The 18627-nt window shown below is 60.9% G+C and carries 26 protein-coding genes; 13 read left to right on the forward strand and 13 right to left on the reverse strand.

Going from position 1 to position 18627, the window contains the following annotated elements; all coding sequences use genetic code 11:
* Positions 1–155 precede the first annotated feature (155 nt).
* Complete coding sequence (locus tag SYN9616_RS15635) at positions 156–509, reverse strand: hypothetical protein (RefSeq protein WP_156918755.1); 354 nt, start codon at positions 507–509, stop codon at positions 156–158.
* Positions 510–547: 38 nt separating this feature from the next.
* On the opposite strand from SYN9616_RS15635, the gene SYN9616_RS18215 reads away from it, so the two are divergent.
* A complete protein-coding gene (locus SYN9616_RS18215) occupies positions 548–748 on the forward strand; it encodes a helix-turn-helix domain-containing protein (RefSeq protein WP_028952910.1) in 201 nt (66 codons plus the stop codon).
* A 6-nt stretch (positions 749–754) separates the two neighbouring features.
* Here the strand turns inward: SYN9616_RS18215 and SYN9616_RS0109770 are convergent, their stop codons facing one another.
* Both SYN9616_RS0109770 and SYN9616_RS0109775 read right to left on the reverse strand, forming a co-directional pair.
* Positions 755–1165: a DUF4346 domain-containing protein gene (locus SYN9616_RS0109770; RefSeq protein ID WP_028952911.1), complete on the reverse strand. Its 411-nt coding sequence runs from the start codon at positions 1163–1165 to the stop codon at positions 755–757.
* A 9-nt stretch (positions 1166–1174) separates the two neighbouring features.
* Positions 1175–2350 carry a GNAT family N-acetyltransferase gene (locus SYN9616_RS0109775; protein ID WP_028952912.1) on the reverse strand — a complete coding sequence of 392 codons (1176 nt, stop codon included), beginning with the start codon at positions 2348–2350 and terminating at the stop codon, positions 1175–1177.
* Between the two features lie 24 nt (positions 2351–2374).
* Here SYN9616_RS0109775 and SYN9616_RS15640 point away from each other — a divergent pair, with 24 nt between their 5' ends.
* Positions 2375–2677 carry a hypothetical protein gene (locus SYN9616_RS15640; RefSeq protein ID WP_232200282.1) on the forward strand — a complete coding sequence of 101 codons (303 nt, stop codon included), beginning with the start codon at positions 2375–2377 and terminating at the stop codon, positions 2675–2677.
* A gap of 105 nt (positions 2678–2782) precedes the next feature.
* Here the strand turns inward: SYN9616_RS15640 and SYN9616_RS0109785 are convergent, their stop codons facing one another.
* The 3 genes from SYN9616_RS0109785 to SYN9616_RS0109795 form a co-directional block, all read right to left on the reverse strand.
* Complete coding sequence (locus tag SYN9616_RS0109785; RefSeq protein ID WP_051411005.1) at positions 2783–3172, reverse strand: hypothetical protein; 390 nt, start codon at positions 3170–3172, stop codon at positions 2783–2785.
* 78 nt (positions 3173–3250) lie between these two features.
* On the reverse strand, positions 3251–3922 hold the full coding sequence (locus tag SYN9616_RS0109790; protein ID WP_028952914.1) for a RibD family protein: 672 nt from the start codon (positions 3920–3922) through the stop codon (positions 3251–3253).
* 7 nt (positions 3923–3929) lie between these two features.
* Positions 3930–4850 carry a 6-carboxytetrahydropterin synthase gene (locus SYN9616_RS0109795; protein ID WP_028952915.1) on the reverse strand — a complete coding sequence of 307 codons (921 nt, stop codon included), beginning with the start codon at positions 4848–4850 and terminating at the stop codon, positions 3930–3932.
* A gap of 51 nt (positions 4851–4901) precedes the next feature.
* On the opposite strand from SYN9616_RS0109795, the gene SYN9616_RS0109800 reads away from it, so the two are divergent.
* Positions 4902–5477 (forward strand): shikimate kinase, encoded by a 576-nt coding sequence (locus SYN9616_RS0109800; protein WP_028952916.1) that lies wholly within the window; start codon positions 4902–4904, stop codon positions 5475–5477.
* A gap of 11 nt (positions 5478–5488) precedes the next feature.
* Here the strand turns inward: SYN9616_RS0109800 and SYN9616_RS0109805 are convergent, their stop codons facing one another.
* Together SYN9616_RS0109805 and SYN9616_RS0109810 are read right to left on the reverse strand one after the other, a co-directional pair.
* Positions 5489–6826, reverse strand: coding sequence for an FAD-binding oxidoreductase (locus SYN9616_RS0109805; protein WP_028952917.1), 1338 nt, complete (start codon positions 6824–6826; stop codon positions 5489–5491).
* A 101-nt stretch (positions 6827–6927) separates the two neighbouring features.
* Positions 6928–7191 carry a chlororespiratory reduction protein 7 gene (locus SYN9616_RS0109810; protein WP_028952918.1) on the reverse strand — a complete coding sequence of 88 codons (264 nt, stop codon included), beginning with the start codon at positions 7189–7191 and terminating at the stop codon, positions 6928–6930.
* On the opposite strand from SYN9616_RS0109810, the gene SYN9616_RS0109815 reads away from it, so the two are divergent.
* On the forward strand, positions 7190–7867 hold the full coding sequence (locus tag SYN9616_RS0109815) for a DUF6816 family protein (protein WP_028952919.1): 678 nt from the start codon (positions 7190–7192) through the stop codon (positions 7865–7867). The genes SYN9616_RS0109810 and SYN9616_RS0109815 overlap by 2 nt on opposite strands.
* Here SYN9616_RS0109815 and SYN9616_RS0109820 read toward each other — a convergent pair.
* Positions 7833–8558: a glutathione S-transferase family protein gene (locus SYN9616_RS0109820; RefSeq protein ID WP_028952920.1), complete on the reverse strand. Its 726-nt coding sequence runs from the start codon at positions 8556–8558 to the stop codon at positions 7833–7835. The two genes, SYN9616_RS0109815 and SYN9616_RS0109820, sit on opposite strands and share 35 nt — an antisense overlap.
* A 58-nt stretch (positions 8559–8616) precedes the next feature.
* Between SYN9616_RS0109820 and SYN9616_RS0109825 the strand changes: the two genes are divergently transcribed.
* Genes SYN9616_RS0109825 through SYN9616_RS0109845 form a run of 5 tightly spaced genes read left to right on the forward strand, consistent with a single transcriptional unit; the run spans position 8617 to position 12846 of the window.
* Positions 8617–8823, forward strand: a complete 207-nt coding sequence (locus SYN9616_RS0109825; RefSeq protein ID WP_028952921.1) for a DUF751 family protein — start codon at positions 8617–8619, stop codon at positions 8821–8823.
* 7 nt (positions 8824–8830) lie between these two features.
* Entirely contained in the window at positions 8831–9235 is a 405-nt protein-coding gene (gene rbfA / locus SYN9616_RS0109830) for a 30S ribosome-binding factor RbfA (protein WP_028952922.1), read from the forward strand.
* Entirely contained in the window at positions 9216–10814 is a 1599-nt protein-coding gene (locus SYN9616_RS0109835; RefSeq protein ID WP_028952923.1) for a glycoside hydrolase family 3 N-terminal domain-containing protein, read from the forward strand. The genes rbfA and SYN9616_RS0109835 overlap by 20 nt, the downstream gene beginning before the upstream one ends.
* A 35-nt stretch (positions 10815–10849) precedes the next feature.
* Positions 10850–12052 carry a glycosyltransferase gene (locus SYN9616_RS0109840; protein WP_028952924.1) on the forward strand — a complete coding sequence of 401 codons (1203 nt, stop codon included), beginning with the start codon at positions 10850–10852 and terminating at the stop codon, positions 12050–12052.
* Complete coding sequence (locus tag SYN9616_RS0109845; RefSeq protein ID WP_028952925.1) at positions 12049–12846, forward strand: uroporphyrinogen-III synthase; 798 nt, start codon at positions 12049–12051, stop codon at positions 12844–12846. The genes SYN9616_RS0109840 and SYN9616_RS0109845 overlap by 4 nt, the downstream gene beginning before the upstream one ends.
* Here the strand turns inward: SYN9616_RS0109845 and SYN9616_RS0109850 are convergent.
* The 3 genes from SYN9616_RS0109850 to zds are packed head-to-tail and all read right to left on the reverse strand — an operon-like array spanning position 12822 to position 15293.
* Positions 12822–13370 carry a hypothetical protein gene (locus SYN9616_RS0109850; RefSeq protein WP_028952926.1) on the reverse strand — a complete coding sequence of 183 codons (549 nt, stop codon included), beginning with the start codon at positions 13368–13370 and terminating at the stop codon, positions 12822–12824. The genes SYN9616_RS0109845 and SYN9616_RS0109850 overlap by 25 nt on opposite strands.
* Positions 13371–13386: 16 nt before the next feature.
* A complete protein-coding gene (locus SYN9616_RS0109855) occupies positions 13387–13824 on the reverse strand; it encodes an SRPBCC family protein (RefSeq protein ID WP_028952927.1) in 438 nt (145 codons plus the stop codon).
* A gap of 2 nt (positions 13825–13826) precedes the next feature.
* A complete protein-coding gene (gene zds, locus SYN9616_RS0109860) occupies positions 13827–15293 on the reverse strand; it encodes a 9,9'-di-cis-zeta-carotene desaturase (RefSeq protein ID WP_028952928.1) in 1467 nt (488 codons plus the stop codon).
* Between the two features lie 70 nt (positions 15294–15363).
* Here zds and SYN9616_RS0109865 point away from each other — a divergent pair, with 70 nt between their 5' ends.
* The 4 genes from SYN9616_RS0109865 (at position 15364) to SYN9616_RS0109880 (ending at position 17742) form a co-directional block, all read left to right on the forward strand.
* On the forward strand, positions 15364–15756 hold the full coding sequence (locus SYN9616_RS0109865) for an iron-sulfur cluster assembly accessory protein (RefSeq protein WP_028952929.1): 393 nt from the start codon (positions 15364–15366) through the stop codon (positions 15754–15756).
* 71 nt (positions 15757–15827) lie between these two features.
* Positions 15828–16247: a hypothetical protein gene (locus tag SYN9616_RS0109870; RefSeq protein WP_028952930.1), complete on the forward strand. Its 420-nt coding sequence runs from the start codon at positions 15828–15830 to the stop codon at positions 16245–16247.
* 20 nt (positions 16248–16267) lie between these two features.
* Entirely contained in the window at positions 16268–17470 is a 1203-nt protein-coding gene (locus tag SYN9616_RS0109875; RefSeq protein ID WP_028952931.1) for a lipid-A-disaccharide synthase-related protein, read from the forward strand.
* Positions 17470–17742 (forward strand): hypothetical protein, encoded by a 273-nt coding sequence (locus tag SYN9616_RS0109880; RefSeq protein WP_028952932.1) that lies wholly within the window; start codon positions 17470–17472, stop codon positions 17740–17742. Before SYN9616_RS0109875 ends, SYN9616_RS0109880 begins: the two co-directional genes overlap by 1 nt.
* Here SYN9616_RS0109880 and SYN9616_RS0109885 read toward each other — a convergent pair.
* Positions 17690–18619: a TIGR01777 family oxidoreductase gene (locus tag SYN9616_RS0109885; protein WP_028952933.1), complete on the reverse strand. Its 930-nt coding sequence runs from the start codon at positions 18617–18619 to the stop codon at positions 17690–17692. The two genes, SYN9616_RS0109880 and SYN9616_RS0109885, sit on opposite strands and share 53 nt — an antisense overlap.
* Positions 18620–18627 lie beyond the last annotated feature (8 nt).

Consider the following 18627-nt stretch of genomic DNA (forward strand, 5'->3'; position numbering starts at 1 on the left):
GGATTATGGATTTCGCGGCTTTTTCGTACCAATAACCAATGGACGACGTCCTGATTTGTTGGCTTCCAACGTGCCGCTGGTCGCTCTCCCATTCCTGAACTGAGCGTTCACTCTGTTTCCTTCTAGATACGACGCACAATTCAGGCAACGCAAGATCAGATCACATAAACCTCAGCAGCTGGCACTATCTCAAGATTGTCCGGGAAGCTCGCCAGGAAATCATCCTTCCGAATATTTTGGAGCAAAGTGTTCACTCCATAAAGGCCTGTGATCCGTAAATCGTCGCCTTCCTGGCTGAAGATGAGATCGACTGCTTTGGTGAGGCCGATGCCATCTTGATTGACATTGAAGTCTGTAATGACATCAGACTCTCCTGATAATTCTCTTGAAAGGAGGAACACATTCTGGCCTTGACCGCCAGTGAGCGTATCGCTTTGGTAGCCGCCATTCCCACGCCACGACCTGCCTGGCGGCCCACAGCAAAACACTACTGAAATCGCCGTCTTCAATCAGCAAAGCAAGCCGTGAACAATTTGGGGAGTCCCCGATGCAATTGCCGAAACAGATTCGGCTGGAGCAAGTGCAAACTCTGCTAAGGGATCCTGATCAGCAGCAACGACTGGGAACTCAATCAATCAGTTCCATTGCGAAACGATGCGGATTCACAGCTCCCAATCACTTCGCTCGCGATTTTCGAATCATGTTTGGGGAAAGCCCAAGACAAACGTTCAGCCGTAGAAAAGCTTGAGTTGCATCAATCCTGTACATAAACGCGACCTTCCCGTAAACACTGCTCGGCTTTCTGGAGTTCACGGCCGAGATACAGCGCATGATCCAGACAGCTCAGCGGATGGGGGCCATCACCTTCGGTGAGTTGAATGCCGATCTGCTTGGCACTGCGGCCGCGATACACCGCTGAAGCAGCGCGAGGACCATTGCCGCCTTTTTTGCAGCTCAGCACTTCACCGGTATCGGAATCGCGGGCAAGACCCTTCTCATCGATGGTGTTGCCGAAGTGCTCCAGCACCAGCTCACCGGCCTCCGAATCAACCTTGATCAGGAAGTAGCCGCTGGGGTCCAGCGCAATGAAGCGCTGGGACAGACGCTCATCGAGGGCCTCGATGGCGGCCGTCAACGCGGCAGGGGAGTCCGGAGACTTGATCATCTCTTCAACCTACAAACCAAGGCTTGGCGCGTCCGCCTTGAAGGGCAATTCGGCGTTGATCGCATCGATCTCCTCGAGCATCAAACCATTCACCTTGGGCAGCCAGGCTCGGATCAAGGAATCCATCTGGGGCTGGTACCAGCGGTGCAGGCTGGCGTGGGGACGGGCCACAAACCCTCGCCGGCGCTTATGGCTGCCGCCTGCTCCTGGATCAAAGCTGTTGATGCCTTGGCCGATCGCCCATTCGATCGGCGCGTAGTAGCAGACCTCGAAGTGGAGGCAGTCGATCTCCTCCTCACTGCCCCAGTAGCGGCCCCAGAGCTGCTGGCCGTCGTGCACGCACATCGACATGGCAACGGGTTCCCTCGGATCACCGCGATGGGCTGAAAACAGCACCACCTGATCGCGCTGACCATCCGCCAGCAAGTCAAAAAACGACTTCTCGAGGTATTTGCTGCCCCATGGCCCCCAGCGGGCGCAGTGCTGTTCATAGAAGCCATGCATGGTCTGCAGCAGCTCGAGATCCAACTGATCACCTGTGAGTGGCGTCACCGTGATGCCCGCCTGGGTGACCGCCTTGCGTTCCCGCTTGATGTTGCGGCGCTGGTTGGCGTTGAAGCCTTTGAGGTAGTCGTTGAAGCTTTGATCATCTCCACGACTCCAGAGGCTCTGCTGGTTCAGCCAGGGAGCGCACCCCGCCGCCTCAGCGAACGGCCGCCATTCCGGATCGACATACAAAAAATTGCAGCTGAGGATGCCGCTCTGCTCGCAGAAGGCATCGATGGCGCGGAGTAACACCGCCGTGAGCTGGGCGACATCTTCATCCTCACGAATATGAAAGCGGTAGCCGAGCACCGGGCTGACCGGACTCATGCCCAGCAGCTTCGGGTAATAGCGAAGCCCAAGATCTGCAGCGAGGCGTGCAAAGGTTTGATCGAAAACGAATTCGCCGTAGCTGTGACCCTTGAGATACAGCGGCGCCACAGCGACGGGTTGATCACCGCGCCAAAGCGCCAGGTGAAACGGCTGCCAGCCTTGATCCGGCACAACGCTGCCTGAGCGCTCCAGCGCATCAAGCCAGCTCCAGCGGTAAAACGGAATCGCCTGTTCACCCACCAACGCCGTCCAGTGGTCTTCCGGAATCTCCCGGATCGAACGATGCCAACGCGCGGAAAGTGGAGTCATGCAGGCAGCAGCTGGATCCGACTCTTGGCCGACCCTAACCAGCGCAACGTTCCTGTACGCCTTTCGTTGGCATGCCTACTGGTGGGGATGAGTGCCGCCTTGGCCAACCCTGCAGCCGCTGGGTTGTTACGCCCCATGCTGGATGTGATGCGTCCACGCTTGGAAGAACGACTCAAGGACGAATGCCTGAAGCTGGTGAGCAGCGAACTGTCTGCCCTCCAGAACCTGGTGAATGACAGTTGCCAGTCGATGGCACGGCCGGCGACCGTCTGTCTGATTGAGGAGACCAGTCGCAGCGGCCGGGAACTTGGGTTATCACCGAGCTGATCTCAGGCCGGATCGGAGATGACGGTGAGGTGGTGATCAAACGCTGTCTCGGCAAAATGCTCGGTTTGCCGGCCACCAGCCTGGAGAACCTGGCGTGGCCTGAGATCAGGCCATCGGGTCGCTGACCATCGTGATCTCCCGAGCTGCGAAGTCGAGATTCAGCAAATCTGCATTCACCCCTTTCACCACAGCCTTCACGTCCTCTCCCTTCATGATCCAGGCGTCGTTGCCCTTCATCTCGATCACGGTGGACGCGCAGCCACAGAACTCGATCCTGTCGCCGAGCTCAAAATCCATGATTTTCACGTGACCCTTGCCGCCATCGACGGTGACGATGGTGTCGTCTCCCTCACCACCCCAAACCTTGTCCTTGCCCTCACCACTTTCGATGACGTCGTCACCCTCGTAGCCCCAGATCAAATTTTTCTTTTTCGACCCGGTGAGCTCATCGCTACCGCTTGTGCCACGGATTTTTCTCTTGCTCTTGCGTCCCATGGCCTCGTTGAATCAGGTGCTGTGCAACTGGAGATTAGTGAGATTCTTCCAACTGAGAATCCCCTAAATGGGGGATTCTCAGCGATCTCCAAGCTGATGGCGACGGCTGTAACGCAGCAACAGCTCATCACCACCCAGGCAGCTCGAGGCGTTCAACTGCCAGGCTCCCGTTGCAGCCAGGGCCTGGGGCAGATGGCTACCTATCCGGGCCCCGGAGGCAACCCAGCTGTGCTCACCCCCGAGCAGCCGTGGCGTCAGCGTGAGCTGCAGTTCGTCGATGGCATCCGCCGCCAGCAGCGACGTCGCCAGCTCAGCGCCACCAAGGACCACCAGTCGGGCATATCCCTGCTGATGCAAGCGTTTCAGGGAGACAACCCAGGATTCACCCTGCTCCACCCAGCCGTCAAAACCGGTCTCTGCTGGTTGCGGGCCAAGCAGCACCCGCCGCAAAGGCTGCTGAAAAAACAACCAGTTGCCAGGAAAGTTGTTCTGCCGGCTGACAACGACGGCATCGGGTTGATCAGGACGTTCGGCAACACGACGCGTTTCCAGAAAATCCGCATCCCGGATCAGACAGGTGCATCGGTGAGCCCGCAGGGTGCCAGCTCCGATCAGACAGGCATCAGCCCAGGTGAGGGATTCCTCCAGAGCCCGTCTGTCACCGCTCCCTCCCAGCTGGGCAGCCCCACCGCCCGGTGGCGCAAGGCGACCATCAAGGCTGACGGCCAGCACCAACCGGACTGTCTGCATCAGCCGGTCAGAGCGCCGCGACGGCCTCCAGGGATGCAGGCGTCATCTCCAGCTGAGGAGCTTCGGCGTACACCTCAGCCGCGTTGTTCGGACTTTCCTGCAAACGCACCTTGTGAAGCTGGGCACCGATGGCTTTCACCGGGGTGGAGAGGCGATCGGCGATGTGCAGAGCGATGTTCTCCGCCGTTGGCACACACTCGGCAAAGAAGGGAACGTCCTTGTTCAAGAACGTGTGGTCGAAAGGCTCGACCACCAGATCGTCCACCAAACGCTGCAACGCCGAGAGGTCGCAGACCATGCCGGTGCGGGGATCGATGGCACCACGGACGGTGACGTCAACCAAATAGTTGTGGCCATGGCCATGGGGTCGGGCGCATTTGCCGTAAATGCGCTCGTTCTCCTCCTGGCTCAGTTCCGGGCGAGCCAGACGGTGGGCAGCGGCGAAGTGGGTGCGGATGGTGAGGAAGGCGTCCATGGGATGTCCGAGGTAGTCGGCCCAGAGGCCCGGTTGTTCGTAAAGGCGGAGTGCTGTGATCGGCAGGTGCGGTATCAGCCGCTGCCAGATCACCCGCACAAGCGCTTCGGTGGTGGGGAGACACCCCTCCGGCGTTGCAAGGTTGAATTCAGGCCAGGCCTCATTGAGGAAGCGGAAGTCGAGCTGGCCGGTGATCTCGCTGCGGATGAAGTGCTTCACCTCAGAAAGGTTGAGCACCATGCCATCGGCATCAAGGCCACCCGCCATCGAAACGATCAGCTCGTAGTTGTGCCCATGGCCAGGGGCCAGGGCACAGGGTCCGAAGCGAGCCGCATTGTCGTCAGCCGAGAGCTCTGGCAACCAATAACGATGGGATGCACTGAACGTGGCCCGCCTTGTGATCACGCAGCCGCGGCCTTGGCCGTGCCGTGCAGTCGACTTCGTTTCAGTCATGTGACGTTCCGGCCGGAGGGCATCCTAATGAGCTAACGCCGTTTTCGAGCTATGGCGGAAACCGCCCCCTCCCTGAAACAGACCCTGGCCGGACGAAGCCTGTATTTGGTGGGGATGATGGGCAGCGGCAAAAGCAGCACGGGCAGGCCCCTGGCAGAACGGCTTGGCTACGGCTTTGTTGATGCGGACGCGGTGATCGAACAGGCCGCCGGCTGCACCATTCCCGAGATCTTCGAAAGCGATGGCGAAGCGGGGTTCCGCGCCATCGAAACCCAGGTGCTCAGCGCCATCAGCCAACGCCATTCCCTGGTGGTGGCCACCGGTGGTGGCGTGGTGACCCAGCTCGAAAACTGGGGGCTGCTGCACCACGGCATCGTGATCTGGCTGGATGTGGCCCAGGAACAGCTGCTGGAGCGCCTCAGAGCCGACGACACCGCCCGACCTCTGTTGCAGCAGCCAGACCCCGCTGCGGCCGTCGAGACTCTTCTGAGTGAACGACGGGCTCTCTACGCAGAGGCCGATCTAACCGTGGTGATCCAGGAAGAAACACCAGAGCAGGTGGCCGATGGGATCATGCAATTACTACCAACATTGTTGAAAGATCCCACAAAGAGTCGTAGAGATTGATGATCTGAACATCAACCAAACAGCTTGGCAAGACGCTGCGTATAAAACATATTTTGCGGGTCGAGTTGTCGACGGATCTCCTGAAATTGCGTCAACGCTGGATACACCTTCAACATTTCTCCAGAGGTCATCGAGATCAATTTCGAGAGATGGGGTCGCCCTCCGTAGGCAAGCATCAAGGCTTCAACTTTTCTCACCATCTCGACAATCTTTCTAGGGTTTTGGCTGCCGGCAACATCGTGATAAGCGCCACACTCCACATACACTTTTTGCGGGTCATTCCCACTGGCCAACAAGGACGACTCACCCATCACCTTTTTAAGCCAAACCATGGACGGCAAGGAGAGGTCCAGGGACTGAAACGCCTCCATCACACTCGAAAACAATTCGATTGGAACAGCCCATTCAGAACCCGCAATCGTCGGGGAGGGAGGTTGAAAATTCATCACCACCAGATGGGCCGGTCCTGACATCCAGAACTGTCCATGAGCATCCTCACCAGTGACAACCTCATCACTCAGGGGCGGAACGGAGGCCTCTCGCACAACTTTGAACAGTGTTGAGGCTGGATCCCTTGTACTGGCATGGACAAATGACATCGGCCCGCTATCCACCAAGGCCTGCCGCCAGTCAGCAGTGGCCATCGGTTGCTGCACAAGCTTGAGGCGGTAGGCCGGATCAAGTTGAAGCGTGAGTTGTGTCATTACCCCCAACATGCCCAGCGAAATCCGGGCTGCATCCATATAAGGGTGATCAGACTTCATCTCAACAACGGACCCGTCGGCGACAACGAGTCGACAACGCGTCAGCCTGGACGAAAGGCTTCCGCCCATCAAACTGCCGTGGCTTCCGGTTGAGACGGCTCCTCCAATCGTCACCCACGGTGGTGCTGGAGCATTGGACAGAGTGAGCCCTCTGGCCCATGCCTCACGGTGAATTGTTTCCAACAAAACACCTGGGCCACAGGTCACAGTTCCGGCGTCTTGATCGAAACTCAGTGCATCAAGATGTGCAGTTGACAACATCAATGTGTCGCCATCGCCATACCACTTGGTATTCCAGGATGTTCTTCGACCTACGACACGACATTGGCGATTTTGTTGACGACAATGTCTGACAATCTCAACCACGTCGCCTTCTGTTCTTGGAGCCAGAACATCAGCCGAACCACCAAAAACAGTGAACCCAGACCAATCTCTTAATGGGATCGAAACGGAATCAATCTGAGCGAAGAATGTGTTGTCACTGACAGCCTGGGCATTCAATCGTTCTGCCCAGGAATGGCTACCAATCAGGCCGGCAGCTGTCACACCGCTGCGGAGAAGGAAGGAGCGCCTGGTCAATGCCATGCATCAGCGTCGAACTCTCGTTTCAACGTAAAGGCATCACTCCGAATCCCTGTTCAGATCAGTAACGACGATTGACGGGTTCAAGACAACATCGTGAATCGTCAGTTGGCAGGTGGCTCCAGCCTCACCGCAAACCACTGCAACGTCATCCCTGGGCTGATCTCCAGATCGCAGGCCGTGTCGAGCAAGCGTTGCGCCGCGGCCTGGACCGTCGGTTGATTGCGTAGATCAGCGGGGAGCTGGTCGAGCGATCGCAGCCAATCGCTCAGCCATGTCAACGTGTCGGCAGCGCTGAGCAACTGCTCTGGCTTGCCCGGCTCCAGCACCACGTAGTCATCACAGGCACGGATCAAGGGATCAGACATGAAACAACGGCTGCTGGCCCTGCTGCTGTGCTTCACCATCCTGCTCATGGCTGCACCTGCGTGGGCCTCCTCCGTGCTGGAAGCTCGCCTGAGCAGCTGGCCTGAATGGAACCTGCCAAGCCCTCTGCCCCGGCCGAGCAACGACGATGATCTGGTGTATCCCTCCTGGTTTAAAGGGCTCTGGCAGGTCGAAAGCCTGGATCTCGATGATCCGGACGCACCGCCGCTCATCCATCAGGCCCGTTTCAGCCCTGATGCGGACGGGCGCCTCGTGGGAGATCGCGCCTTCAACGCCCTCGCCATCGGCCAAGCCCTGCTCGGCGATCAGCTGCTGCGGGTGGAAGACGATCCGGACAGCGCCAATCGTCAGATGGCTCAACTCAAGGGTGATCTGCGACTGGAGACCAGCGTCACCGGTCGGCGACAGGAAACCCTGGATGATGGCGGCTTTCTAGCCGATGAGCTCGTTCTGCAAATCCTGCATGCCCCCGGCCCGCCAAGGCTGAGCCGCATCGAAACCCTCAGCCTCTACAAACGCTGCGACGTCGACATCTGTGCCGACCAGTGGCAGGCCCGCTATGCCGCTCCCGGTCAGACGCTGCGGGATCGAGCCGTCGCGACCCACCGTTACAGGCTGCGCTTCACACCTCTTCCAGGGTCCGCTCCATCAACTTGAGTTCAAGCTGATCGCGCCACTGGAAAAGCGCTTGCAACTTGGGGTGATCGCTCAGCCCCGGGACACCGCGCCCCGCCAGCGGAGAACCGGCCGATTGAGGGAAACGCAACAGCGAGAGCTGCGCGGCCACAGCGAGATCAGCCATCGTCATGGTTTCACCCACCAGCCAGGGACTGGCCTCAACCGAGGCCGCCAGTTGTTCAAGACTCGCCAACAGAGCTGTCCGCTCCCCCTGATTCACCAGCTCACTGACGCTGTTGACCCAACCGCCAGGAATCGCACCCATCACAGAGCGGAGGGGATCAGGAACATCGTCGGGCAGCAATGCCACCCGCAACTCGGGATCCAGGGCGGCTGCCTGGACAAGGCACGCACGCCCACCGGCGGCCAGGGTCGTATCCGCCCAATCCTCAATCAGATGCACCTGAGCGGCCTGTTTCGCATCAGCCGGCAAGAGTGCTGGCTCTCCCCCAGCCAGGTCTAGATGGCGGCTGATGGTGCTGGAGTCCGCCAGCACCGTGTCGCCATCCACCAGAACCGGAACCTGGCGTTGTCCGGACAAACGAAACACGGCCACCTGGCCGATCCCAGGAGTGACCTCAACGGTTCGGTAGCTCAGCCCCTTGGCCTGAAGCACCATCCGCACCTTGAGGCAAAACGCTGAATGACGGAATTGATGCAGCTCCAGCATGGGATTAGCGCCATGGGCCCGGCAGAGTAGCCATCAGATCCCAGAGCTCGCCAGCACCATGCGGGAGTTTTTCCTCAACGTCACCCGCTATCCCCGCTATCTGATCGCCTTCACCCTCGGCGTGATGAACTCGGTTGCGGAACCGCTTGCCCGCAGGCGCAGCAACCCGGTAACTGCCGTCGCCTTGATCGGTGCTCTGATCAGCGGCTTGATCAGCCTCAGCCTCGTGCTGCGTGCCATGGTGCAATCAGCACCAGTGGCGTGACGGACCGATGGCTCAGGGGCGTCGTGTGGAACGGGTGGCGGCCCTGATCCGCAAAGAAACAAGCGAATTGCTGATGAATGGCATTCGTGATGAGCGGGTGCATCAGGGCATGGTGAGCATCACGGATGTGGAAGTGTCCGGCGATCTGCAGCACTGCAAGATCTTCGTGAGCGTGTTCGGGGAACAGAACGACCGCAACGAGGTGCTCGAAGGGTTGAAGGCGGCGAGCGGCTACCTGCGTGGTGAACTGGGCCGACGCCTGCAGATGCGCCGGGCACCGGAGGTGGTGTTCCAGCTCGACAAAGGCATCGAGAAGGGAACCTCTGTGCTGGGCCTGCTCAACCGCCTGGAAGATGAACGACAGGAGCGTGGCGAGATCCCCCCAGGCAGCGATGAGCTCCAACCCGATTGATCCTCTGCGGCGTCAGATCGCCGAACTGATCGTGGTGAGGGCCAGTGGTCATCTGGATGATCAGCAGCGCCGTTACCCCCGCTGGGAACTGCCCAACTCCGCATTGCGGCGGCTGCTCCACAACGGTGTCGGCGGCGTGATTCTGCTGGGGGGAAGCGCCACCGAGCTGCAGCAACGAACCCGCCAGCTGCAGAGCTGGGCCTCACAACCTCTCCTGTTCTGCGCCGATGTGGAGGAGGGCGTGGGCCAACGCTTCGAGGGCGCCAGCTGGTTGGTGCCGCCCCTCGCCCTCGGCCGCCTCCACCGCAGCGAACCCGCACGTGCCCTGGCCCTGGCGGAGCGCTATGGACGCTGCACCGGCGAACAGGCCCGTCGCTGCGGCCTCAACTGGGTGCTGGGCCCCGTCTGCGATGTGAACAACAACCCCGCCAACCCGGTGATCAATGTTCGGGCCTGGGGTGAAGATCCAGGAACCGCTGGAGCCCTGGCCGCCGCCTTCCAGCACGGCCTCAACCAGGTTGGCGTGCTGGGTTGCGCCAAACATTTCCCGGGCCATGGCGACACCGCCAGCGATTCCCATCTGGACCTGCCGGTTCTGCCCCACGATCGACAGCGTCTTGATCAGATCGAGCTACCGCCGTTTCAGCAGTTGATCGAGGCCGGAATCGACAGCGTGATGACGGCTCACCTGCTGCTGCCGAATCTGGACCCGGAACGCCCGGCCACACTGTCGCCCACGGTGCTGACGGACCTGCTGCGCCGGCAGATGGGGTTCAGGGGACTGGTGGTGACCGATGCGCTGGTGATGGAAGCGATCGCTGCCCGCCATGGTCCCCAGGAGGCGGCCGTGCTCGCCTTCGAGGCCGGGGCAGATTTAATCCTGATGCCGGCTGATGCCGACGCCGCGATCGACGGACTTCAGGCAGCCTTCAGCGATGGCCGCCTGCCGATGGAGCGTCTTGAGGAGGCCCTGCAGCGGCGGCGCCAGGCCCTTGCCAAGGTGGCCACAACAACAACCGCGGCGATCGCCAGCGAGGACGATCGCGAGCTCGAACGGGAACTGGTCGCTGCCTGCAGCACCATCCAGTGCGCTGCAGGGATCAGCGCCAGCAGCGGTGTGAATCTGATCCGTGTGGATGGCATCTTCCCCTGTCCCGCCTTGAGTGGCGATGCTCCGGCTCTGCAGCTGCCGGAACGTTTGGGGTTGGCCAGCGTGGTGATCCATGGCCAGGGGGTTTCCCCTTGGCAGAACAATGCAGACACTCCGCTGGCCCTGGAGCGAATCGGGTCAGGACCCGTTTTGCTGCAGTTGTTTGTGCGCGGCAACCCGTTCCGAGGCCACAGGGATGGTCGGGAACCCTGGCTGGCGGCCGTCAGGCAGCTGCAGCGGCTCGATCGTCTGGCGGGACTTGTGGTTTACGGCAGCCCCTATCTCTGGGAGCAGCTCAAAGCCGGTCTCGATCCAGAGATTCCTGCGGCCTACTGCCCCGGCCAGATGCCCGAAGCCCAGCGCCATGTGCTGACGACTCTGCTGAGACCAGCTGAAGCATCAGCCCACAACGGCGAATTCACCGACTGAGCGACCTATCGTCGGCCGACTTCACGGCGCCGCTGATGCTCAGCCTCTCGATGATCGTGCGAAACGAGGAGGCACGCCTTGCTGCCTGCCTCGCCTCCGTGAAAGGTCTGGCGGACGAGCTGGTGGTGGTGGACACCGGCTCCACCGATGGCACGATCGCCGTTGCCGAAGCCGCCGGCGCTCGCGTGGAGCGGATCGAATGGCCGGGGGATTTTGCCCCCGCTCGCAACCGTGCCATGGACTTTCTCAGCGGCGACTGGGTGCTGGTGCTGGATGCCGATGAACAGTTACGGCCGGAAGTGATTCCCAGCCTCAAGGCCCTGATGGCCCAGCCCGATGTGCTCGTGATCAATCTGTTGCGCTACGAGCTGGGAGCAGCTATGGCGCCCTACTCGAATGTGAGCCGCCTGTTCCGTCGCCACCCCGGCATTCGCTGGAGCAAGCCGTATCACTCGATGATCGATGACAGCGTCCAGGTTCTGCTGGAGCAGGAAACCCACTGGCGCATTGCTGACTGCCGCGAGCCAGCCATCCTCCACGACGGATACAGACCTGAGCTGCTGGCTGGCACCGACAAGGCGGAGCGGCTGCGTCAGGCGATGCAAAGCGAACTGGAGCGCCATCCCGGTGATCCCTACGCCAGCGCAAAACTGGGCGGTCTGCTGATCAGCGATGGGCAGCTTCAGGAGGCCGTCGCGCTGTTGCGCAGGGCGCTTGATCAGGACTCGATGCAGGACGGTGAGCGCTATGAACTGCTGCTCCACCTGGCGCTGGCTGTCACCCCATCCGAGCCGGGCGAAGCGATTGCGCTTTATCGAAAGGCTCTGGAGATCTCCCTGGACACCCGCATCACCCTCGGGGCCCGGCTCAACCTGGCCGCCCGGCTGATGGAACAAGGAGACCTTGAGGAAGCCATCAACCTGACCCGGATTGCGACCCAACGGGCACCGGAAGTGGCCCTCGGCTGGTACAACCTCGGGCTGATGCATCGCCGTCGTGGCGACATCAGTGCAGCTCTGCAGGCTTATGAGCAGGCCTTGCAGCTTGACCCCGACAACGCTGCATGCCATCAGAACCATGCCGTGGCATTGCTGATGGGGGGTGACATCGAAGGGGCACGCCAGGGGTTCCGCAACGCCATCGCCCAACTGGACCATCAGGGGCGGACGGATGAAGCCCAAAACCTGCGGCAGACAGCAGGGCAGATCGTGAAACTTGATGTGGAGCCGAACGCTTGAGTGATGCGTTGAACGGGCGCACCGTGGTGGTCACCCGTGCTGCCGAACAGCAGGGTGAAGGGCGACGACTGCTCGAATCACTTGGGGCACATGTGCTGGATCTGCCGGCTCTGGTGATCGGACCACCCGATCAGTGGGGACCTCTGGATGACGCCCTGGCGGATCTGGAGAATTTCCACTGGCTGGTGTTCTCCAGTGCCAACGGTGTTGAAGCGGTGGAACAGCGTCTGCGGACCATGGGGAGCAACCTGGCCCGCCGCCCCCGCAGCCTCAAGATCGCAGCCGTGGGTCGCAAGACGGCGCGTCTGCTGGAGGATGTCGGCGCCACAGCCGACTTCGTTCCGCCTCGATTCGTTGCCGACAGCCTGATCGAGCATTTCCCTGTCTCAGGCTTTGGGCTGCGCATGTTGCTGCCCCGTGTGCAGAGCGGCGGCCGAACTCTGCTGGCGGATGCCTTTGCAGAGGCGGGCGTGCGCGTTGTGGAAGTGGCTGCCTATGAATCGCGCTGTCCGCAGGCGATGCCTGAAGCGACAGCGTCGGCTCTGGAGGCCGGCGCCGTGGATGCCATCACCTTCAGCAGCGGCAAAACCGCTGACCACACCGCTCTGCTGCTCAAGCAACGCTTCGGTGATCACTGGCTGGAGCAGCTCGCTGAAGTGAAAGTGGTGTCGATCGGGCCGCAAACCTCACGCAGCTGCCTGGCCCAGTTCGGACGGGTGGATGGGGAGGCCGATCCCCATGATCTCGATGGACTGGTGTCCGCCTGTGCTCAGCTGATGCAGAGCGGATCCTGAGCTGTGCCGTTCTGGGCCAAACGCACGCAACCGCTCGGCACATCGATGGCCAGAACGGACCATCCCGGAGGCAGCAAAGGGGCACTGTCTCCTGAGCAACGCCCATCAGCACTCACACAGAGCACGCCACTCAACTCCGCATTGCTGGCCAGCGCCCGACTCTGACCAGCCACCAGAAGCACCCCCGTGACCTTGATGCCGGAGCCAGGATCGACAGCCGGATCAGCCCCTGGCTCCTGATCTGGATCAGCGTCGGGATTCGTCACCGATTCAGGTGCACTCGGCTGCAGTGGAGCGAAGGGATCAAGCCGACCTCCAGGAGCAGCGTCTCGCACCTGTTCGACCGTTGGCAGAGGCGTCAGCCCCAGTTCCGGCGGCGCAATCCTGTCAGCCGCAGACTGCTGATCCTCCTCTGAAGGCGGGGTTGTCGAGGCGGGGGGGCTTACCGCTGGCTCCGATGTTGTGGACTCGCCTCCACATGCGAACAGGCCGAGAGCACAGCAGCCGATCGCGATCGACGCCATGGACCTGCAGGCCCGCTCAGCCGTCTTCTTCCACGAGGTCCCGGAAACGATCAAGATTGGCTTGGAGCTCCCTGGTCACAATCCCCCCCAGGATGCTGGGCTCCATCAAGGGTGCCAAGACCCCCGGTAATTCGTAGGTGACAGTCAGCTTCACCGCCGTCCGATCTGGCGCTTCCGGGTAAAAGCGCACCGCACCACGGGTGGGCAAGCCACCGACCGACTCCCAATGCAGCTGCTGCTGATCCACACGCTGGGTGATGCGGGCCTTCCAATGGAAACGAAAACCCTGAGCCGCGAGCGTCCAATCCGTGAGATCGGGGTCATCAAGGGTTTTGACCGACTCGATCCAGCGCATCCAGCGAGGCATGGCCTCCAGGTCGCTCCAGACGGCCCAGACGCGTTCCGCAGAGGCCTGAACCTCAGTGGTGACTGAATGTTCCAACCAACGTCCCATCGTCAGGCCACCGCAGCATTGGTTGCCAGTTGCGCCGGCTGCTCAAGGATTGCTGCCGCCGCCAGGTGGCCGCTCATGGTCGCCCCCTCCATCGAATCGATGTAGTCCTGTCGCGTGTAGCTGCCCGCCAGGAAAAAGTTGCGTACTGGAGTGCGTTGTTCAGGGCGATAGGGCTCCATACCCGGTGCTTCCCGATAAAGGGACTGGGCCAGCTTCACCACATTGCTCCAGGTGAGTTTGAGATGTTTGGCCGAGGGGAAGAGATCGCGAACTTGCTGATCTGTGTGGGCGACGATCGCATCGACCGATTTGGGAATCCAGGGATCCCCGGGAGTGAGCACACACTGGAGCAGGGAGCCCTCTCCTTCCTTGCGGTAGTCCTCAGGACTGGCAAGGGCCAGATCTGCAAAACAGCTGAAGTCCGCATCAGCGGTATAGAGAAGATTGTTGAGTCCTGTTGGCGTCGCCACATCCCGACGCTGGGCCTCATGGTCCTCTGCCAGCTCCGTCACCCAGCCGTCGTAACGCAACTGGACCGTGGCCACCGGGACCGCCTCGAGCTGATGAATCGCCTCGAACTGAGGGAAGCGTCGCCAGTCCTCGGGAAGAAGTTTCTGGATGCCGGGGACATCACAGGCGGCGAGATAAGCGTCAGCCTCAGCAGTCACTTCGCCATCGGGAGTGCCTAACAGCAGCCCAGTTACCTCAGGGATTTCAGCATCGCTGAAGTGCACCTGCTTGACCCGATGACGCAAATGGAGCTGACCGCCGCGCTCCTCGATGTATTTGAGGATGGGACCGGTCAACCATCGATGCGGGGATCCCTTGAGGAGGTTGAGCTTGGAGGCTTCGGTTTTGGCCGCAAACATCATGAAGATCGTGAGCATGCAGCGGGCTGAGATCGCCTCGCAATCGATGAAGCCCAGGGCGTAGGCGATTGGATTCCACATGCGGCGGATGCTTTCCGGGCTGCCGCCATGGCCGACGAACCAATCCTGGAAACTGACGGAATCGAGAGCACGGATGGTGCGCATCGCACCCTCGTAATCAACGAGACCCCGAACGATCGGTGAGGTCCCCAGCGCCAGGGCATTGCGCAGCTTGTCGATCCAGCTCAGCTGCGGTGTGGTGAAAAAGGCTTTGAGGCCATTGAAGGGAGCCCCAATGGGAAATCGAAAGTCGAGCTCCCGCAGATCGCCGCCCTTGTTCACAAACAAATGGGTGTGCTGCTTGGGCAACAGGTTTTCAATCGCCCCGACTTTGCGCATCAGGGCAAAGAGGTTGGCGTAATTGAAGAAAAAGACATGCAGACCCATCTCGATATGGTTTCCGCCTTCATCCACCCAGCTACCCACCTTGCCGCCCATGAAGGGCCTTGCTTCGTAGAGATCAACGGAGTGACCGGCATCAACCAAATCCACCGCTGCAGAGAGGCCGGCGAGCCCGGAACCGACAATCGCGACCCGCACCTGTGATGTGCAACTGGACAGGACTCTATTTATCAGACTCCATAGAGTGAGGCTCTACTGTGTGGCGTCGATGACCAGCACCACCACGAATCCAGCCACTCACACCGCTCGCGACGGCAAAGGGATCCTGATCACGGCACCGGCCATGCAGCAGTTGGCGAAGCTCTGCGGCGAACAGGGAAACAATCAGGTTCTGCGTGTCGGCGTGCGGTCGGGAGGCTGCAGCGGCATGAGCTACACGATGGACTTCGTTCCGGCCTCCGAAACCCTGGATGACGACGAGACCTACGACTACGAAACTCCAGAAGGGAACCAGTTCCGCGTGATCTGCGACCCCAAGAGCCTGCTGTACATCTACGGAATGCAGCTGGACTTCAGCACCGCACTGATCGGTGGTGGTTTCAACTTCACCAATCCCAACGCCACGCAGACCTGTGGCTGCGGCAGCTCCTTCGCGGTCTGACCAGCGGATTGGATCGCGTGGGTGTGGCGCCCATGGGAATCTGAACAAGACCCCCACGCGTCTCCCCTTCGATGGAGTCCAGTCAGGAGAATCTGTTTGATCAGGCGATGTCCCGGTATCAGGCCGGTGCCGATGCTGCGGAGATCCTGCCGCTGTTTATCCAGATCACCGAAGCAGCGCCACGTCAATCCGCCGGCTGGACCTGTCTGGCCTGGCTGCAATTGCTCTGTGAGCAACCGGAGGAGGCCCTGCGCTCCGCTCGATTCGCCGTGAAACTCAATCCTCAGGATCCCCAGGCGCGCATCAACCTGTCCCTGGCGCTGCTGGAAACCGATTCAAAGGGTGTGCGCGACCACATCCAGGTTGTGCAGCAGGTTCTCACCATGGCCCCGGAGGTGTCCGATGATCTCAAAGGAGCCCTGGAGGACGGCATGCAACGTCGGCCGGGCTGGAAAGCACTCGAGAAGGTGAAAACCTGGCTCAACCTCTGAGAGACGCAGCAACGATCGCGATGAGAGCCTCCAGGCACCGGTCGACCGCGCCCATCCTGCTGCTGAGCAACGGTCATGGGGAGGATCTCTCAGGAGCATTGCTGGGCCGATCACTCAGGGAGCTTGGCCATCCGGTGGAGGCCCTGCCACTCGTTGGCCGAGGTGAGGCTTACCGCAGGGCAGGCATCCCATTGCTTGGACGCACCCGGGAATTCAGCACCGGTGGGATCGGTTACACCAGTCTGAAAGGACGTCTGACGGAACTGATCCAGGGACAGGTGTTCTATCTGCTCCGGCAGCTGCTCCGCCTGCTGCGGCAATCCCAGCGATTTGAGCTGATTGTGGTGGTGGGCGATGTGATCCCGGTGATCGCCGCCTGGCTGGCCCATCGACCTGTGGCGACGTATCTGGTGGCGTATTCGAGCCATTACGAAGGGCGCCTCAGACTTCCCTGGCCCTGCGCTGAACTGCTCGCCAGCCATCGATTTCGGTTGGTGTTCAGCCGCGATCAACTCACCGCTGACGATCTCAGCCAGCAGCTGAAGCGCTCGGTGGACTTCGTCGGCAACCCGTTCATGGACCCCGTCCTCAGCGCAACGGAAAGAATTGCCGCCACCGAGCCACGGATCGGTCTGTTGCCCGGCAGCCGCAGACCGGAGCTTGAGGACAACCTGCGACTGCTGCTGAAGCTGGTGGAGAACCTAAACAGCAGTTGGGAGCTCGGCCTTGATCTGGCACTGGTGCCATCCCTCGGTGACGCCGATCTGATGGCACTGGCCGAAGGGGTTGGCTGGCGGCTGGAGGCTGAGAGCCTCATGCATGGCAGCGGTCTCAGAATCCAGGTGCGACGCGACGCTTTTCAAACGGTGCTCCAGCAAAGCGATCTCCTGATCTGCATGGCAGGCACGGCTGCAGAGCAAGCGGTGGGCCTAGCCAAGCCGGTGCTGCAGCTGCCAGGCCATGGCCCCCAGTTCACGGAGGCGTTTGCCGAAGCGCAACGGCGTCTGCTCGGCCCGACGGTGTTCTGCGCCGGCGGAAAGGTGGGCAGCAACAGCAATCTGAAGGCCTCAGCCAGCCTGGCGATGGCCTTGGTGGAGCGCAGCCGCAGCGATGCAACCTTGCAACGGCAATGCCGTGAAGAGGCCGAACGGCGGCTCGGATGCGCCGGTGGTGGACGGAGAATGGCGGGGCTGATCAGTGCCGTCGCACTGCCGCAACCCTGATGGCTGCTCCTGAAGAACCGATCTGGAAGCTCTGGCTCGATCGGCTGCTGATGCTCAATGTGCTGCTGGTGTTCGCAGGGGCCGGGTTTTTTGGGGTGGCTGTGGTGGCACAGACCCAGGGACAAGCCAAACCAATGGACTGGTTTCAGCAGCTCTGGCAGCCCCTGTTCACCCCTGCCATCAGCCTGCTGATCATGGCGGCGCTGATCAGTGGAATTCTCAGCTGGTGGCAGCGACGAGGGCCGATGGCAGGTCGGGATAGCGGAAGCTGAAGCCCAGATCCTGCAAGCGTTCCGAGGCCACCTGCTGCCCTTCCAGAACCACCTTGGCGCCATCGCCAAGCAACACCTGGAGCACGGCAGCCGGCACGGGCAAGAGGCTGGGACGTCCCAGGCTGCGACCCAGTTCCTTGGAAAAGGCTGCCATCGTCACGGGTTGAGGGGCCACACCATTCACCACCCCGCTCCAGCTGCCATCTGTGAGGGCCTGAAGGATGAGGGCGCAAAGATCACGGCGATGAATCCAGCTCATCCATTGCCGGCCATCGCCGATCGGTCCACCAAAACCAGCTCGGAAGACCGGCAGCATCTTGCCCAAAGCGCCTCCGTCCGGAGCCAGAACGATGCCGATGCGGACCGTCAGCTGCCGTGTGCTCGATGGAACCGCCGCTGCGGCGGCCTCCCAGCGGGCGCAGAGCGAGGCCAGGAAATCGTCTCCAGGAGCATTGGACTCCTGGAATTGAGCGCTGGTACTGGAGCCGTAAAAACCGATCGCCGAAGCACTTACTAAAACCGACGGTGGCGTGGAGCTTGCCTTGATCGCTTCCACCAGAAGCTGTGTGGTGTCCAGACGACTGCTTTCCAGGAGCTGGCGATGGGGCGGTGTCCAGCGTTTTTCCGCGATGGGCTCTCCGGCGAGATTCACCACGCCATCGGCCTGATCCAGTGCCTCTTTCAACTCAGGCACCTGCCAGGACTGGGGCCTGGAAGGATCGAGCTGCAACCACTCCAGCCGGCCATCAGCTCGCTCGGCCTCAAACCCACGGGGTAAACGACGACTCACCAGGCTGAGCTGATGACCCTCCGCCAGCAGCAGAGGCACCAGCTCCCGGCCGACAAAACCGGTGCAACCGAGAAGCAGCAGGCGCATCAAGCTGT

The sequence above is a fragment of the Synechococcus sp. CC9616 genome (assembly GCF_000515235.1).
GTDB lineage: Bacteria > Cyanobacteriota > Cyanobacteriia > PCC-6307 > Cyanobiaceae > Parasynechococcus.

Bases quoted from the DNA above. Each gene is read 5' to 3' on its own strand.
- SYN9616_RS18215 (WP_028952910.1), top strand. From the start codon at position 548: ATGCAATTGCCGAAACAGATTCGGCTGGAGCAAGTGCAAACTCTGCTA.
- SYN9616_RS0109770 (WP_028952911.1), bottom strand. From the start codon at position 1,165: ATGATCAAGTCTCCGGACTCCCCTGCCGCGTTGACGGCCGCCATCGAG.
- SYN9616_RS0109775 (WP_028952912.1), bottom strand. From the start codon at position 2,350: ATGACTCCACTTTCCGCGCGTTGGCATCGTTCGATCCGGGAGATTCCG.
- SYN9616_RS0109785 (WP_051411005.1), bottom strand. From the start codon at position 3,172: ATGGGACGCAAGAGCAAGAGAAAAATCCGTGGCACAAGCGGTAGCGAT.
- SYN9616_RS0109790 (WP_028952914.1), bottom strand. From the start codon at position 3,922: ATGCAGACAGTCCGGTTGGTGCTGGCCGTCAGCCTTGATGGTCGCCTT.
- SYN9616_RS0109795 (WP_028952915.1), bottom strand. From the start codon at position 4,850: ATGACTGAAACGAAGTCGACTGCACGGCACGGCCAAGGCCGCGGCTGC.
- SYN9616_RS0109800 (WP_028952916.1), top strand. From the start codon at position 4,902: ATGGCGGAAACCGCCCCCTCCCTGAAACAGACCCTGGCCGGACGAAGC.
- SYN9616_RS0109805 (WP_028952917.1), bottom strand. From the start codon at position 6,826: ATGGCATTGACCAGGCGCTCCTTCCTTCTCCGCAGCGGTGTGACAGCT.
- SYN9616_RS0109815 (WP_028952919.1), top strand. From the start codon at position 7,190: ATGAAACAACGGCTGCTGGCCCTGCTGCTGTGCTTCACCATCCTGCTC.
- SYN9616_RS0109810 (WP_028952918.1), bottom strand. From the start codon at position 7,191: ATGTCTGATCCCTTGATCCGTGCCTGTGATGACTACGTGGTGCTGGAG.
- SYN9616_RS0109820 (WP_028952920.1), bottom strand. From the start codon at position 8,558: ATGCTGGAGCTGCATCAATTCCGTCATTCAGCGTTTTGCCTCAAGGTG.
- SYN9616_RS0109825 (WP_028952921.1), top strand. From the start codon at position 8,617: ATGCGGGAGTTTTTCCTCAACGTCACCCGCTATCCCCGCTATCTGATC.
- rbfA (WP_028952922.1), top strand. From the start codon at position 8,831: ATGGCTCAGGGGCGTCGTGTGGAACGGGTGGCGGCCCTGATCCGCAAA.
- SYN9616_RS0109835 (WP_028952923.1), top strand. From the start codon at position 9,216: ATGAGCTCCAACCCGATTGATCCTCTGCGGCGTCAGATCGCCGAACTG.
- SYN9616_RS0109840 (WP_028952924.1), top strand. From the start codon at position 10,850: ATGCTCAGCCTCTCGATGATCGTGCGAAACGAGGAGGCACGCCTTGCT.
- SYN9616_RS0109850 (WP_028952926.1), bottom strand. From the start codon at position 13,370: ATGGCGTCGATCGCGATCGGCTGCTGTGCTCTCGGCCTGTTCGCATGT.
- SYN9616_RS0109855 (WP_028952927.1), bottom strand. From the start codon at position 13,824: ATGGGACGTTGGTTGGAACATTCAGTCACCACTGAGGTTCAGGCCTCT.
- SYN9616_RS0109865 (WP_028952929.1), top strand. From the start codon at position 15,364: ATGACCAGCACCACCACGAATCCAGCCACTCACACCGCTCGCGACGGC.
- SYN9616_RS0109870 (WP_028952930.1), top strand. From the start codon at position 15,828: ATGGAGTCCAGTCAGGAGAATCTGTTTGATCAGGCGATGTCCCGGTAT.
- SYN9616_RS0109875 (WP_028952931.1), top strand. From the start codon at position 16,268: ATGAGAGCCTCCAGGCACCGGTCGACCGCGCCCATCCTGCTGCTGAGC.
- SYN9616_RS0109880 (WP_028952932.1), top strand. From the start codon at position 17,470: ATGGCTGCTCCTGAAGAACCGATCTGGAAGCTCTGGCTCGATCGGCTG.
- SYN9616_RS0109885 (WP_028952933.1), bottom strand. From the start codon at position 18,619: ATGCGCCTGCTGCTTCTCGGTTGCACCGGTTTTGTCGGCCGGGAGCTG.